This is a genomic window from Jatrophihabitans sp. (assembly GCF_036000465.1).
Classification (GTDB): Bacteria; Actinomycetota; Actinomycetes; order Mycobacteriales; family Jatrophihabitantaceae; genus Jatrophihabitans.
On the sequence record NZ_DASYFV010000058.1, the window covers coordinates 53740 to 66347 of the forward strand.

Below are 12608 nucleotides of genomic sequence, written 5' to 3' on the forward strand. Positions count from 1 at the left end.
CGGCGGGGCGACGACGCTCGAAGGCACGCCGTGAGGGATGCACGGCTGAAGGAGGTCGCGATGATCCGGGAGATCGAGACCCAGGCCTGCGCCGCGCTCGCCGGGACGGCGGTCGACGACATGGAGCGCAACGCCCGCGAGCACCCCTCGCAGGTCGGTTTCAGCATTCGCGGGGACGGCGTGTGGGAGCCGGTCACCTACGCCGGTTTCGCCGCGCAGGTCGAGGCCCTCGCCCGCGGCATGATCGCGGCGGGCATCGGGATCGGCGACCGCGTCGCCCTGATGTCGCGCAACCGGTTCGAGTGGACGCTGTGCGACTACGCCCTCTGGTCAATCGGGGCCGTGGTGGTACCGGTGTACGAGACATCCTCGGCCGAGCAGACGGAATGGATCCTGACCGACTCGGGGGCGGTCGCCGTCATCGTCGAACTGCAGCGCCATCAGGACCTCGTCGACTCGGTGCGCGCCCGGTGCGGTGTGGTGCACGTGTGGAGCATCGAGAACGGCGACCTGGCCGCGCTCGTCGAGGCCGGCCGGCCCACCACGGACGACGAGCTGCGCGAGCGCCGCGACGCCGTCGACCCCGCTGCGGTGGCCACCCTCGTCTACACCTCGGGCACCACCGGCCGGCCCAAGGGCTGCCCGCTCACGCACGCGAACCTGGCCGCGCAGTACCGCAACACGACCGCCGCGCCGGGCATCCCGGACATCTTCAACGACCGGTCGTCCACGCTGCTGTTCCTGCCGCTGGCCCACGTGCTGGCCCGGGTCATCCAGCTCAGCTGCGTCAGCGCGCGCGTGCACATCGGTTACACGCCCGACACCGCCCAGCTGGCGCAGGACCTGCTGTCGTTCCGGCCGACGCTGCTGCTGGCGGTGCCCCGTGTGTTCGAGAAGCTGTACAACACCGCGGCGCGGTCGGCCCACGAGGCCGGCCCGGTCCAGAACGCGATCTTCACCCTCGCCGAGCGGGCGGCCGTGCGCTACAGCGAGCAGATCGATGCCGGTTCGCCGTCGCCGTTGCTCCGCGCGGAGCACGGCCTCTACGACCGGCTCGTCTACGCCAAGATCCGGGCCGCCCTCGGCGGGCGCATGCGGTGGTCGGTGAGCGGCGGTGCTCCGCTCGGGGCGCGGCTGGGGCACTTCTTCCGCGGCAGCGGCATCACCGTGCTCGAGGGATACGGGCTGACCGAGACCTCGGCGGCCGGGACGCTGAACCTGCCCGCCTCGCAGCGGGTCGGCAGCGTCGGGCCGCCGGTGCCGGGTGGCTCGATCCGCATCGCCGAGGACGGCGAGATCCTGCTGCGGGGCGACTTCGTGTTCAGCGGCTACTGGGGCGTCGACGATCCCGAGATCCTCGACGACGAGGGGTGGCTGCACAGCGGTGACCTCGGGCAGATCGACGCGGGCGGCTTCGTGACCGTCACCGGGCGCAAGAAGGAGCTGATCGTCACCGCCGGCGGCAAGAACGTCGCCCCGACCGCGCTCGAGGACCGGATCCGGGCGCACTGGCTGGTCAGCCAGTGCCTGGTCGTCGGCGACCGGCGCCCGTTCATCGCCTGCCTGATCACCCTGGACGCGACCGCGTTCGCGGCGTGGCGGGCCGAGCACGGCCTGACCGACGTGACCGCGGCCGAGGCCCTGGCCGACGAGCGGCTGCACCACGAGATCCAGGTCGCGGTGGACGAGGCCAATGCGGCCGTGTCGAAGGCCGAGTCGATCCGGGCCTTCACGATCCTCGACGGTGACTTCACCGAGGCCGCCGGGCAGCTGACCGCGACGCTGAAACTCAAGCGGAACGTCCTGGCTGACCAGTTCGGCACCGAGATCGAGGCGCTGTACGCGGCCCCGAGGACCTGAACGGATCAGGCACCAAAGGTCGGGATTGACCGTTCCCGGCGATCGAGGTATACCGGGTCGGCACGCCTCGGACGCGGGGGATGAGGCAGATGGCCGACAGCGCTGCTGGCCGACCGGGCGCGGTGCCGCGCGGCGCCGGCCCGGCCGAGATCGTGTCGCCCATGGTCGAGGTGGCCTTCCTGGATCGCGCGGGCGTCATCGAGTGGGTCAACGGCGCCTGGGACGAGTTCTGCCGGCAGAACGGTGGTGACCCGAGCCGGGTGGGCGTCGGCGTGTCCTACCTGTCCGTCTGCGACGCCGCCGCCGACGACCCGGCCGCCGCCGCGGTGGGGGAGGCGATCCGGACGGCGATCGGGGGTGAGCTGGCCTCGCCGGTCACCGTGCAGATCGCCTGCGACAGCCCGAGCGCCGCCCGCTGGTTCGACGTCCTGATCGCCCCGCGCGACGACGTCGAGGGCAACCTGGTCGGGGCGTCGGTCAGCCTCGCCGTCTCGACCGCGCCGGAGCACGCCCGGGCGCCAGGCGTGCTGCGGGCCCAGGACCGGCTCCGGGCGCTGATCCGGGCCATCGACATCGTGACCGGCGATCTCACCCTGCACGTCCTCCTGCGGCACCTCGCCGAAGCCGCCCGCGAGCTCGGCGAGGCGCGCTACGCCGGCGTGCGCATCGAGGCCGGCGACGGCGCGCCCGAGACCTCGGTCGCGGTCGGCATCGACGACGACCCGGACGACGCCCGCGGGGATATCTCGGGCCACCTGAGCGTGCCGATCCGGCTCCGGGAGACCGAACTCGGCGTCATCTCCCTGGCCCGTAGCCGGCGCGGGGGGTTCAACAACGAGGACGAGCAGCTGGTCATCGCGCTGGCCACGTCGGCCGCCGTCGCGATCCGCAACGCGCACCGGTACGAGCACGCCGAGCGACGCCGCCACTGGCAGGAGGCCGCGACCGCGACGGCCCAGGCCCTCATCGTCGACGTGGCCGACCCCGCCGAGGTCGTGCTCGAGCACGCGAGGAGGGCCGCGGACGGCGACCGGGCCGAGCTGGCGCGGCTCGGGGACGACGACCGGGTGTACGCCGAGGCCGCGGTCGGCGACGGGGACGAGGCCGCCGGCCCACCGGTACGACTCGACGACAGCCCGGCCGGGCCGGTGCTGCGCGAGGGCACGCCGGTCCACGTCGAGGACGCCACCTCGGCAGTACCGTCGGGCGACCGGTCGGGGTCGATGCTCGTCGTGCCGATCACGTCGGCGTGCGGCGGGCCGGGGGCGCTGTCGGTGGCGCGGCGCGCGGGCCGGGCCCGCTTCGACGGCGGCGAGCTCGACCACCTGACCGAGTTCGCCCGCCAGGCCGGCCACGCGCTGGAACTGCACCGGGCCCGCGCCGGCCGCGAGCGGTTGACCCTGATCGAGGAGCACGACCGGATAGCGGCCGCGCTGCACGACCGCGTGATCCCGGACCTGTTCGCCACCGGCATCGGGCTGCAGGCCATGGTGCACGACTTGGACCGCCCCGATCAGCGGGCCCGGATCCTGCAGCTCGTCGAGGACGTGGACGCGACGATCCGGCACATCCGGACCACCGTCTACTTGTCGACCGACGCCCGGTAGATCTGCGCGATCGACGCGTCGAGGACACGGTCGAACTCGCCGTCGCTCTGGTCGGCCGACAGGCCCTCCAGCAACGCCCGCGAGAAGCTCGCGACCATGCTCGGATCGGCGGCGAGCCGCCGGCACGCCTCGTCGCGGCTGTAGCCGCCGGAGAGCGCGAGCACGCGAAGCACGCGGGGGTCGGCGGCCAGGTCGGCGTAGAGCCCGGGCTGATCCGGGATGCTCAGCTTGAGCATGATCGCGGCGTCGTCGGGCAGCTCGTCGATGCCGGCCCGCAGCGCCGTGCGGAGCAGGTCCTCGGCCTCGGCCTTGTGCGGGCTGTGGATGTCGACCTCCGGCTCGAGGATCGGCACGAGCCCGGCGGCGGCGATCCGCGCCGCGTACTCGAACTGCTGGTCGACCGCGAGGCGCACGCCCTTCTCGTCGGCGTCGGCGATGACCGATCGCATCTTGGTGCCGAACACGCCGTGGCGGTTCGCCCGCTCCAGGGTGTCGTCGAGATTCGTGATCGGCTTCATGAGCCGGGCCCCGTCGGCGGCGTCGACCAGCCCGAGGTCGACCTTCAGGATGGGCACGATCCGGCGACGCTCCCACAGGTACCGGGCGGTCGGCAGGCCGTCGACCTCACGCTCCATGGTCTGGACGAACAGGATCGCCGCGAGGATGCGGTCGCCGTCGAACGACGGGCTCGTGACGATGCGGGTGCGCATCGCGTGCACGAGGTCGAACATCTCCTGCTCGGAGCTGTAGCGGTCCTCGGTGATGCCGTAGTGGGCCAGCGCGCCCGGCGTGCTGCCGCCGCTCTGATCCAGCGCGGCCACGAAGCCGGGGGCGGAGCGCATCTTGTCGAGTTGGAGGCTGGTGCTGCCGGTGCCGCTGTCCATGCCGTCGATCATCCGACGGGGCGACCGCTGCCGACAAGGACCGGGAGTTCTCCCGCCCCGGACGTTCGCCCCTACCGGTGCGTACCGATCACGTTGCGGCGATGGGCTGACGGATGATCGTGCGCAGCCGCTCCGGTGCGGCGCGACGCGGGTCGCCGAGGTAGATCTCGTGGTGCTTCTGGGCGATCGGGTCGAACCGGCCGCCCTGCTCGGTGATGAACTCGTGCAGGCGGCGGATCGTCGGGCCCTCGCTCGTGTACGGCCCGACGTGCAGGATCTGCCCGGAGCGTCCCTCCCGGAAGGACTCGAGGCGGGCCGCCGGCGTAACGCCCAGCCGCTTCTTCGCCCGGGCCTCCTGGGCCACCCGTTCGATCAGGTCGGCGGTGACGTCGTCGGGCTGGCGGATCATCGCGGTCCACCGCCAGCTCGCCCGGTCGCCGGCCTCGAACGCGCCGATGTCGTCGGCCCACCACAGACTCTCCAGCGGCGCGACCCGGGCCGGCGCGACGCCGGCCCGCCGGTTCGCGAACTTCGCCGAGTAGGTGAGGGTGAACAGCGTCCGGATCGCGTCCTGGTACTCGGCGCTGGTGCTCGGGTCGCCCTGCCCGTCGATCATCAGGAAGGTCAGCTCGGGCACCTCCACGATCCGCGGGGTCACCGTGGCCCGGTACAGCGCGGCGACGGTGTGCTCTCGATCGAGGTGGGTCAGCATGGGTCCAGCGTCGTGCCGCCGCGTCGGGGCAGGTAGGGACGAAGGCCGCCCCTCATCCCGAGTTGGGCCCGGCGAGGGTGAGTCCGGCGTCGTCGGACCCGTCGACGCGCCACCCGTCGTCGTCGACGGTGATGGTCAGGGTGGCCCCGCCGACGCGGATGCCGCTCACCTCGAGCGGCCGCAACGCCGCCGGGACGGCGGGGGCGCAGGCGATCCGGCCGACCGGCACGTCGGGATCGAGCCGCAGGATCGCGCGCAGCAGCGCCACCGGCGTGGCCGCGGCCCAGGCCTGCGGCGAGCACGACGACGGGTAGCCGACCGGGATCGCGAACTCGTCGGAGCCGAAGCCGCAGAACAGTTCGGGCAGTCGGTGGCCGAAGTGGGCCGACGCCTCGATCAGCCCGGTGACGAGGGCGTGCGCCTCGGTCACGAACCCGTAGCGGACCAGCCCGGCGGCGCACAGCGCCGAGTCGTGGGGCCAGACCGACCCGTTGTGGTAGCTCATCGGGTTGTACGCGCCCATCGACTCGGCGAGGGTCCGCACGCCCCAGCCGGTGAACAGGTCGCGCGACGTCAGGTGCGCCGCGACGGCGGCCGCCTTGTCGTCATCGGCGATGCCGGTCCACAGGCAGTGGCCGATGTTGGAGGTGAGCGCGTCGATCGGCGCCTTGTCGCCGTCGAGGCCGATCGCGTACCAGCCCCGCTCCGGCAGCCAGAACGTGTCGTTGAAGCGGCGCTTCAGCTCCTCGGCCCGCGCGGTCCACCCGGACGCGACCTCGGTGTCGCCATCGGCCGCGGCGAGGGCGGCGCGGGCCACGAACGCGCCGTAGCAGTACGCCTGCACCTCCGCGAGGGCGATCGGCGCCGGCGGGATCCGGCCCGCGGCGTCGTTGACGCCGTCCCACGAGTCCTTCCAGCCCTGGTTGACCAGCCCCTCGTCGGTGCTGCGGGCGTACTCCACGAACCCGTCGCCGTCGCGGTCGCCGTCCTCGACGATCCAGGCCAGCGCGCGGTCGACGTGGGGGAGCAGGTCACGGATGTCGTCGGTGAGGCCGGTCCAGCGGGCCAGCTCGCCGACGAGCATGCAGAACAGCGGGGTCGCGTCGGCGGTACCGAAGTAGATCGTCCGCTCGCCGTAGGCGCCCTGGGTCGCCGGGCCGAAGCGGATCTCGTGCAGGATCCGGCCGGGCTGCTCCTCGGTCGCCGGATCCCGTCGCCGCCCCTGATGGTCGGCCAGCGTGCGCAGCGTGCCGAGCGCGAGGCTGGTGTCGAAGGGCAGCAGCATCCACGAGGTCAGCAGCGAGTCCCGTCCGAAGAGGGCCATGAACCACGGGGCACCGGCGGCCACGACCGGGCGTTCCGGGTGGGTCGGGTCGTAGATGCGCAGCGAGCCGAGGTCCTCGACGCTGCGCCGCAGCGCGCCGGCGAGGGCGGCGCTGCCGGTGCGCACGTGCGGCCGGGTGCTGCGCCAGTCCTGCAGCCGGCGGGCCGACACGCTACCGTCCGCCGGATCGGCGCTCGGGAAGGTCGTGCTCAGCACGGCGCCGTCGAACAGCGCGCGGACCTCGACCGTCGCGGACCAGGTGCTGTGGCCCGCCACGGCCACGTCCCAGCGCAGCCCCCCGATGCCGAGCGACGGATCGTCGGAGCCCTCGATGCGGACGGCCTGCTCGTGATCGAACCGGCGCCGGCTGATGCGCAGGGCGCCGTCCCCGATCCGCACGGCGAGGTCGTCGACCGGGTGGGAGCGCCCCTCCTTGACCTCGAACAGGTCGGCGAAGTCGGTCTGCACCGCGAGCTCCACCACGGCGACCAGTGGCTCGGACGACGTGTTGCGGACGGTGATCCGCTCGCGCAGGCCGTTGCCGACGTACCGGTCGCGGACGACGAGCACCGTGCTGTCGGCCCGGCCGGGCTTCGGCGGCAGCCGGCCGAGGCAGGTGGCGGCGTACGGCGCGTCCTGGTGGACGGCGAGCGCCTTCGGCTCGGTCCCGTCGATCGTCAGGCGCCAACCCGACACGACGCGGGTGTCGCGCACGAACAGGCCCTGGGCGCGGTCGGGGAAGACCTGCCCGGAGGCGTCTCCGATGCAGAATGTCGAACCTTCGATCAGGGTGACCGTGCCGCCACCGTCCGCTACCGGCGGCTCGCTGGCGAAGTTCCACGGGTCGGTCACTGCAGGTGCACCGACCGGCGGATCGCGGCCACCTCACTTGCGCGCACCCGGCGGGTCTGCCACCGGCGCGGCGGCGGGTCAGCGGCCTGGGCCACCGCGGCGTAGACGTCCTCGTAGTCCGCGGCCATGCGGTCCATGCCGAAGCGGCGCTCGGCGGCGGCGCGGCACGCCGACCGGTCGAGGGTCGCGATCCGTTCGACGCAGGCCGCCAGCTCGGACTCGCTGTCGCCCAGGAAGCCGGTGACGCCGTCCTCGACGATCTCGGGCGCGGCCCCGGACGGGAAGGCGAGCACCGGCGTCCCGCAGGCCAGCGCCTCGGCCATGACGAGGCCGAACGGTTCGGGCCAGCCGATCGGATTGACCAGGGCGGCGGCGTCGCGCAACGCGTCCAGCTTGACCCCGAGATCCGGCTCGACCGCGACCTCGATGTCCGGGCCGAGCAGGGGGGCGACCGCCTGGTCGTAGTAGTCGCGCTCCTCCTGCTCCCGGATCTTGGTGATGATCGTCAGGTCGCGACCCGCCGCCCGGGCGATGCGGATGGCCCGGTCGGCGCCCTTGTCGGCGCACATCCGGCCGATGAACAGCAGGCGCCCGCTGTGGCCGTCACCGGCCGGGTAGGCGTCGAGGTCGAGGCCGTGCAGGATGACCGCGGCGATCGGGACGGCGCCGGCATCGGCCGCCTGCGAGCGCGAGATGGCGACGACGGCGGCCCGCTTCGCGGTCTCGGCCAGCACCCGCCGGCTGGCGGCGTCGAACGGGCCGTGATGGGTGAGCACCCGGGGCGAGCCGTCGACGGTGGGCAGCAGCGGTCCGAGCACGGTGTGGTCGTGGATGACGTCGGGGTGGAAGTCGGCGAGCGCCTCGGAAGCGGCGAGCACGTGCGCGGCCTCGTGGAGCGAGGAGCCCATCGGCGTCGGCGGCTCCCGATAGAGGTAGGACGTGGGCACCGGGCAGGTCGACGAGCCGACGGCGAAGAGCGCGACCTCGTGCCCGCGCCGGATCAGGGCTCGCGCGAGCGTGTCGACGACGAGTTCCGTGCCGCCGTAGGCCGGCGGGGGCACCGGCACCCACGGCGGAGCGATCAGGCCGATGCGCATCGCTCGTCCTCAGTTCGGCGTGACGGTCGGCCCGGTCGCGGGCTCGGCCCTGGTCACGCGGCCCATCTCGATCTGCCAGCCCTGCCCGCAGGTGGGGCACAAGAAGACGGCCTGGTCGTCATGGCAGGCCGCGCGCAGGTTGTGGCTGCCGCAGTCCGGGCAGCGGCTCGGAGCGGCGAGCGCGCCGCCGAAGTCAAGGTCGGTCCCGTAGGTGGTCACGGCTCCATCGCAGCACCGGGCGGTCGACGCGAGGCAGGGGCGTTCGACCCGGGATCGTCAGGTCGCGGGCACGAGCAGCACCGGGACTCCGACGCTGCCCAGTGTGCGCCGGACGATGCGCGCCCGCCCCGGGTCGAGCCGCTGCGACCACACGAGAACGACCAGGTCGACGCGCTCGGCCCGCGCCACGTCGGGGATGCTCTCCTCGGCCGCGCCTGTGCGCACCGTCATGCGGACGTCGGGGCGGTGCCGGCAGAACCGGGCCAGGAACTCGGTGACCCAGGCCTCGGCCGCGTGCCCCGGGTGGTCCCAGTAGGCGGGGGCACGCATCGGGTCGAGCACGTGCAGGACCACGATGTCGACGCCCGCACCGGCGAGGGCGTTCAGGGTCTCCTCGAGGGCCGCCGCGGAGGTCGTGGTCGCCTCCAGGGGGACGAGCGCGCGGGCCACGGCCGCGGGCGGCTTCGCGCGGTTGTCCGGCATGACGACGACCGGCTTGCGCGAGCCGGCCAGCACGCCCCACATCAGTTCCCGGCTCGAGGAGGCGAAGGACACGGCGGCGGCCACTGCGTCGGGCTCGTCCAGCAGGGCGACGAACCGCGCGATCGAGACCTCGACGGCGGCGTCCGGGTCGACGAACTCGCGGCGAACGGATGCGCCCAGCACCTCGGCCAGCGCGGTCGCGGCGCCGGTCACCGTGGCCTCGGTCCCGGGCGACACGATCGCCACCACCACGGAGCTCATGACGACGACCGCCGGATCGCAACGACCCGCCCGGATGCGAGTTCGGTCGGGGCGTGCACGTCGAGCACGGGGCCGCCGGCGAGGCCCGCCCGCAGCGGCCGGTCGCTGTCCACGACGACGTCGCCCCGGTCGACCCGGACCCGGATCCGGCGGCCCAGGCAGCGCAGCCGCAGCTCCAGCTCGGGCCACGCCGCCGGCAGGTGCGGATCGAGCACGAGCACGCCGTCGCGCACCGTCGCGCCGAGGAACCCGCCCACGAGGCACTGCCACAGGCCGCCGATGTTGGCCAGGTGCAGGCCGGCCGCGGTCATGCCGCTGCGGTCGTCGAGGTCGAGCCGGGCGGCCACCCGGAACAGGGCGAGAGCGTCGTCCGCCCGTCCCGCGCGGGCGAGCAGCGACGCGGTCACCGCCGGCGACAGCGACGACCCGTGGGCCGTCCGCGGCCCGTAGAAGTCGACATTCGGCCGGAGCGAACCGGGCCGCACGTCGTCGGGGACCAGGTGGTGCAGCATCAGCACGTCGGGCTGCTTGATGAGCTGAGAGGCGCGCACCCGCTCGCGCCCGAGGACCAGGTCGATGGCGACCGGGGGGGTGGCGACCTCTGCGACGAGCAGGCGCTCCAGGGCGAAGTACCCGCGGAACTGCTCGTACACCCCGGACACCGGGTCGTAGCCGTCGACGATGCGGTCGGCGACCTCGCGCCAGTGCGTGATCTCGGCCGGGTCGGCCGACATGGCGGCGTGGCGCGCGGCGGCCCGCAGGTTCCAGCGGGCCATGCCGTTGGTGAAGGCGTTGTCGTCGACGTCCTCGTGGTACTCGTCCGGGCCGATGACACCCGCGATGTGCGCGGCCCCGTCGCCGTCGGAGGTGACCCGCGACGCCCAGTAGCGCGCGGTCTCGCTCAGCACCGCGCGGTGGTTGCGCGGCATGGGCGCGCCGCCGTGCGACCACGCGTGGTGATGGGCGAGCGCCCACGCCACGTCGGCCGTGATGTGCTCCTCCTCGACACCGGTCAGGATCGGCACGAGCTGGCCGCCGAGCGCCCCCTCCCGCGGCGTCACGTCGGCGCCGCTCGCGGCCGACTCCCAGGGGAAGCGGGCGCCGGAGCGGCCCGCCGCCCGGGCCCAGCGCCGCGCGGCGTCGAGGCGGCGGCAGCGGTAGCGGATCATCGCCGCCGCGGCCCGCGGATCGATGGTGGTCATGGCCGGCAGCACGAAGACGTCGGCATCCCAGAACACGTGCCCGGAGTAGCCGCTGCCCGACACCCCGCGGGCTCCGGCGGCCATCTCGTCGTGCCGGGCGACGTTGGTCCACAGCTGGAACAGCGCGAAGCGGGCCGCCAGCTGCGCGTCCGGGTCGCCCGGGATCGCGACGTCGACGGTCGCCCAGCGCCGCTCCCACACCGCCCGGTGCTCCTCGAGGAGGCCGTCGATGCCGACCTCGTCCGCGTCGTCGAAGACCGTGCGGGCGCCGGCGAGGCCGGGAGTGCGCGGCCGGTCGGGTGCGTAGGCCGCGATCCGCGATACCTCACGGGTCGTGCCGGTGAGCTGTACCTGCTCGGTGCCGAGCGCCACGACGCCGGTGCCCGACGGTGCAACGACCCGGACCCACTGCCGCCCCCGGGTCGTGCCCGAGGTCGAGACCGCGCCTTTCGGGGCCCGCAGCGGTCCGCCGCCGGCCCGCAGCACGTCGGCCGGCCCGGACGCGCGCAGGCACACGAGACCGGGTCGGGCCGCGCTCGCGAACCGCAGCGTGCGCAGCACGGCGCCGTCGGCGCGGGTCGTGGTCCGTTCGAGCACGCCGGTGCGGAGATCGAGGACCCGGTGGTCGTCCGGCGCCTCGTCATCACCCGCCGGGTCGATGTCCAGGGCCGTCCAGGTGGGGCACGGCAGCAGGCCGTCCGTCGGCCCCGGCCCGGCGTACACCCCGGCGCACACGACGAGTTCGACCGAGTCGGGGACGGGCTCCTCCACCGACCCGCGGGTCCCGAATCCGCCCGCGCCGAGCGTGAACAGCGCCTCGGTGATGCGGCGCCGCAGGGGATCGCTCGACACCTCGATCACGGACCAGTCGGGATCGAGCACGCCGGCCGGCTCAGAGCGAGATGGCGCCGCGTTGATGGGTCACGGATTCGATGTCGCCGGCCGCCGCCTCCAGCAGCTGGTGGGCCAGGTCCAACAGCGCCCGGGCCACGGCCAGCTCGTCACCGATCTCGGGGACGTCGGTGTCGCGGGGGTTCAGCCGCGCGATACCCAGACCGGTCAGCTCGCTGTCCTTCGTCACCAGGTGCGCGCGCGCGTGGGTCTGGTCGTCGTGCTCGTCGATGTGGATGCCGAGCCTCCACGTCTTCGTCGTGTCCATGTCCGCTCCTCCGCTCGACCTGCTCGGACCTCCACCGAAACACGCGCCACCGGTCACCGTTGAGAGCAGAAGGGAACGGCCCGGGTGGGGCGAACGTCCCAGGCGTCCCGACCGCCCGACTTTCGCCTCTGTGGCGGGTGCGGTCGGGCCCGGATCGTTGACCCCATGATTGCTCGGCGCACCGGCGCGGGACTGACGTTCGCCGGCCTCGTGGTGCACAACGTCGCGGTGAAGAAGCTGCGCCTGGTGCTCACCGCCACGGCGATCGCGATCGGGGTCATGACGGTCGTGACGTTCAACATCGTCGATCACAGCCTGCGGCAGAGCGCGCTGTCGATCATGCAGACGGGGCGGGCCGATTTCACGATCGCGCAGAAGGGGACGTCGGATCTGCTCAACAGCAACATCGATCAGGCGACGCTCGATCGCATCAGCGCGGTGCCCGCCATCGCCGCCGCGACCGGCGTGCTCGTCGGCACGACGAAGCTGAACGCCGACAACCCCGTCTTCCTCGAGATCGGCATCGAGCCGGGCAAGCTGGCCGACTTCGGGGTGACCGTCGTGTCCGGCCGGCCGTTCGGCCCGACCGCCGCCGGCGAGGTCATGCTGGGGTGGCGGGCGGCCAACAACCTCGGCGCCCGGGTCGGCGACACCGTCGACATCGACGGCGACCGGCTGCGGGTCGTCGGCATCTACTCGACCGGGCAGGCCCTCGGCGATGCCGGCGCGATGCGTCCGCTGATCCCGTTCCAGGCCGGACAGCGCCAGCCGGGCGAGCTGACGCTCGTCTTCGTGCGGGTGCGCAGCGGCACCGACATCGCGGCGCTGCGGGCCCGCCTCGAACGCGACTACCCGCAGCTCGTCACCGTGCAGACCGCCGCCGACTTCGGCCGCGCCGACCGGAGCCTGGCCCTCATCACCGCCGCCGACCGGGGCAGCGCCGTGCTG

The 12608-nt window shown here is 73.6% G+C and carries 11 protein-coding genes; 3 read left to right on the top strand and 8 right to left on the bottom strand.

The window, feature by feature from the left end:
- The first annotated feature begins 60 nt into the window (after positions 1-60).
- Positions 61-1860, top strand: a complete 1800-nt coding sequence (locus VGN18_RS17345) for an AMP-dependent synthetase/ligase (RefSeq protein WP_327540971.1) — start codon at positions 61-63, stop codon at positions 1858-1860.
- An 89-nt stretch (positions 1861-1949) separates the two neighbouring features.
- Positions 1950-3467 (top strand): GAF domain-containing protein, encoded by a 1518-nt coding sequence (locus tag VGN18_RS17350; RefSeq protein WP_327540972.1) that lies wholly within the window; start codon positions 1950-1952, stop codon positions 3465-3467.
- Here the strand turns inward: VGN18_RS17350 and VGN18_RS17355 are convergent.
- The 8 genes from VGN18_RS17355 to VGN18_RS17390 all read right to left on the bottom strand — a co-directional run bounded on the left by VGN18_RS17355 (position 3443) and on the right by VGN18_RS17390 (position 11660).
- Positions 3443-4351, bottom strand: coding sequence for a fructose bisphosphate aldolase (locus tag VGN18_RS17355; protein ID WP_327540973.1), 909 nt, complete (start codon positions 4349-4351; stop codon positions 3443-3445). The two genes, VGN18_RS17350 and VGN18_RS17355, sit on opposite strands and share 25 nt — an antisense overlap.
- Positions 4352-4439: 88 nt before the next feature.
- A complete protein-coding gene (locus tag VGN18_RS17360; protein WP_327540974.1) occupies positions 4440-5063 on the bottom strand; it encodes a GyrI-like domain-containing protein in 624 nt (207 codons plus the stop codon).
- A gap of 52 nt (positions 5064-5115) precedes the next feature.
- Positions 5116-7239, bottom strand: coding sequence for a glycogen debranching N-terminal domain-containing protein (locus VGN18_RS17365; protein WP_327540975.1), 2124 nt, complete (start codon positions 7237-7239; stop codon positions 5116-5118).
- Positions 7236-8336 (bottom strand): glycosyltransferase family 4 protein, encoded by a 1101-nt coding sequence (locus tag VGN18_RS17370; protein WP_327540976.1) that lies wholly within the window; start codon positions 8334-8336, stop codon positions 7236-7238. Before VGN18_RS17370 ends, VGN18_RS17365 begins: the two co-directional genes overlap by 4 nt.
- Positions 8337-8345: 9 nt before the next feature.
- On the bottom strand, positions 8346-8555 hold the full coding sequence (locus VGN18_RS17375; protein ID WP_327540977.1) for a hypothetical protein: 210 nt from the start codon (positions 8553-8555) through the stop codon (positions 8346-8348).
- 57 nt (positions 8556-8612) lie between these two features.
- Positions 8613-9299: a universal stress protein gene (locus tag VGN18_RS17380; RefSeq protein ID WP_327540978.1), complete on the bottom strand. Its 687-nt coding sequence runs from the start codon at positions 9297-9299 to the stop codon at positions 8613-8615.
- Complete coding sequence (locus tag VGN18_RS17385) at positions 9296-11383, bottom strand: glycosyl hydrolase family 65 protein (protein ID WP_327540979.1); 2088 nt, start codon at positions 11381-11383, stop codon at positions 9296-9298. The genes VGN18_RS17380 and VGN18_RS17385 overlap by 4 nt, the downstream gene beginning before the upstream one ends.
- A 10-nt stretch (positions 11384-11393) precedes the next feature.
- Positions 11394-11660 carry a DUF1876 domain-containing protein gene (locus tag VGN18_RS17390; protein WP_327540980.1) on the bottom strand — a complete coding sequence of 89 codons (267 nt, stop codon included), beginning with the start codon at positions 11658-11660 and terminating at the stop codon, positions 11394-11396.
- A gap of 165 nt (positions 11661-11825) precedes the next feature.
- On the opposite strand from VGN18_RS17390, the gene VGN18_RS17395 reads away from it, so the two are divergent.
- Positions 11826-12608 (top strand): ABC transporter permease (locus VGN18_RS17395; RefSeq protein ID WP_327540981.1); only part of this gene is annotated, 783 nt, incomplete at its 3' end.

What these genes read in the sequence shown, in the direction of transcription:
- VGN18_RS17345 (WP_327540971.1), top strand. Translation starts at nt 61, where the DNA reads ATGATCCGGGAGATCGAGACCCAGGCCTGCGCCGCGCTCGCCGGGACG.
- VGN18_RS17370 (WP_327540976.1), bottom strand. Translation starts at nt 8,336, where the DNA reads ATGCGCATCGGCCTGATCGCTCCGCCGTGGGTGCCGGTGCCCCCGCCG.
- VGN18_RS17360 (WP_327540974.1), bottom strand. Translation starts at nt 5,063, where the DNA reads ATGCTGACCCACCTCGATCGAGAGCACACCGTCGCCGCGCTGTACCGG.
- VGN18_RS17390 (WP_327540980.1), bottom strand. Translation starts at nt 11,660, where the DNA reads ATGGACACGACGAAGACGTGGAGGCTCGGCATCCACATCGACGAGCAC.
- VGN18_RS17380 (WP_327540978.1), bottom strand. Translation starts at nt 9,299, where the DNA reads ATGAGCTCCGTGGTGGTGGCGATCGTGTCGCCCGGGACCGAGGCCACG.
- VGN18_RS17355 (WP_327540973.1), bottom strand. Translation starts at nt 4,351, where the DNA reads ATGGACAGCGGCACCGGCAGCACCAGCCTCCAACTCGACAAGATGCGC.
- VGN18_RS17350 (WP_327540972.1), top strand. Translation starts at nt 1,950, where the DNA reads ATGGCCGACAGCGCTGCTGGCCGACCGGGCGCGGTGCCGCGCGGCGCC.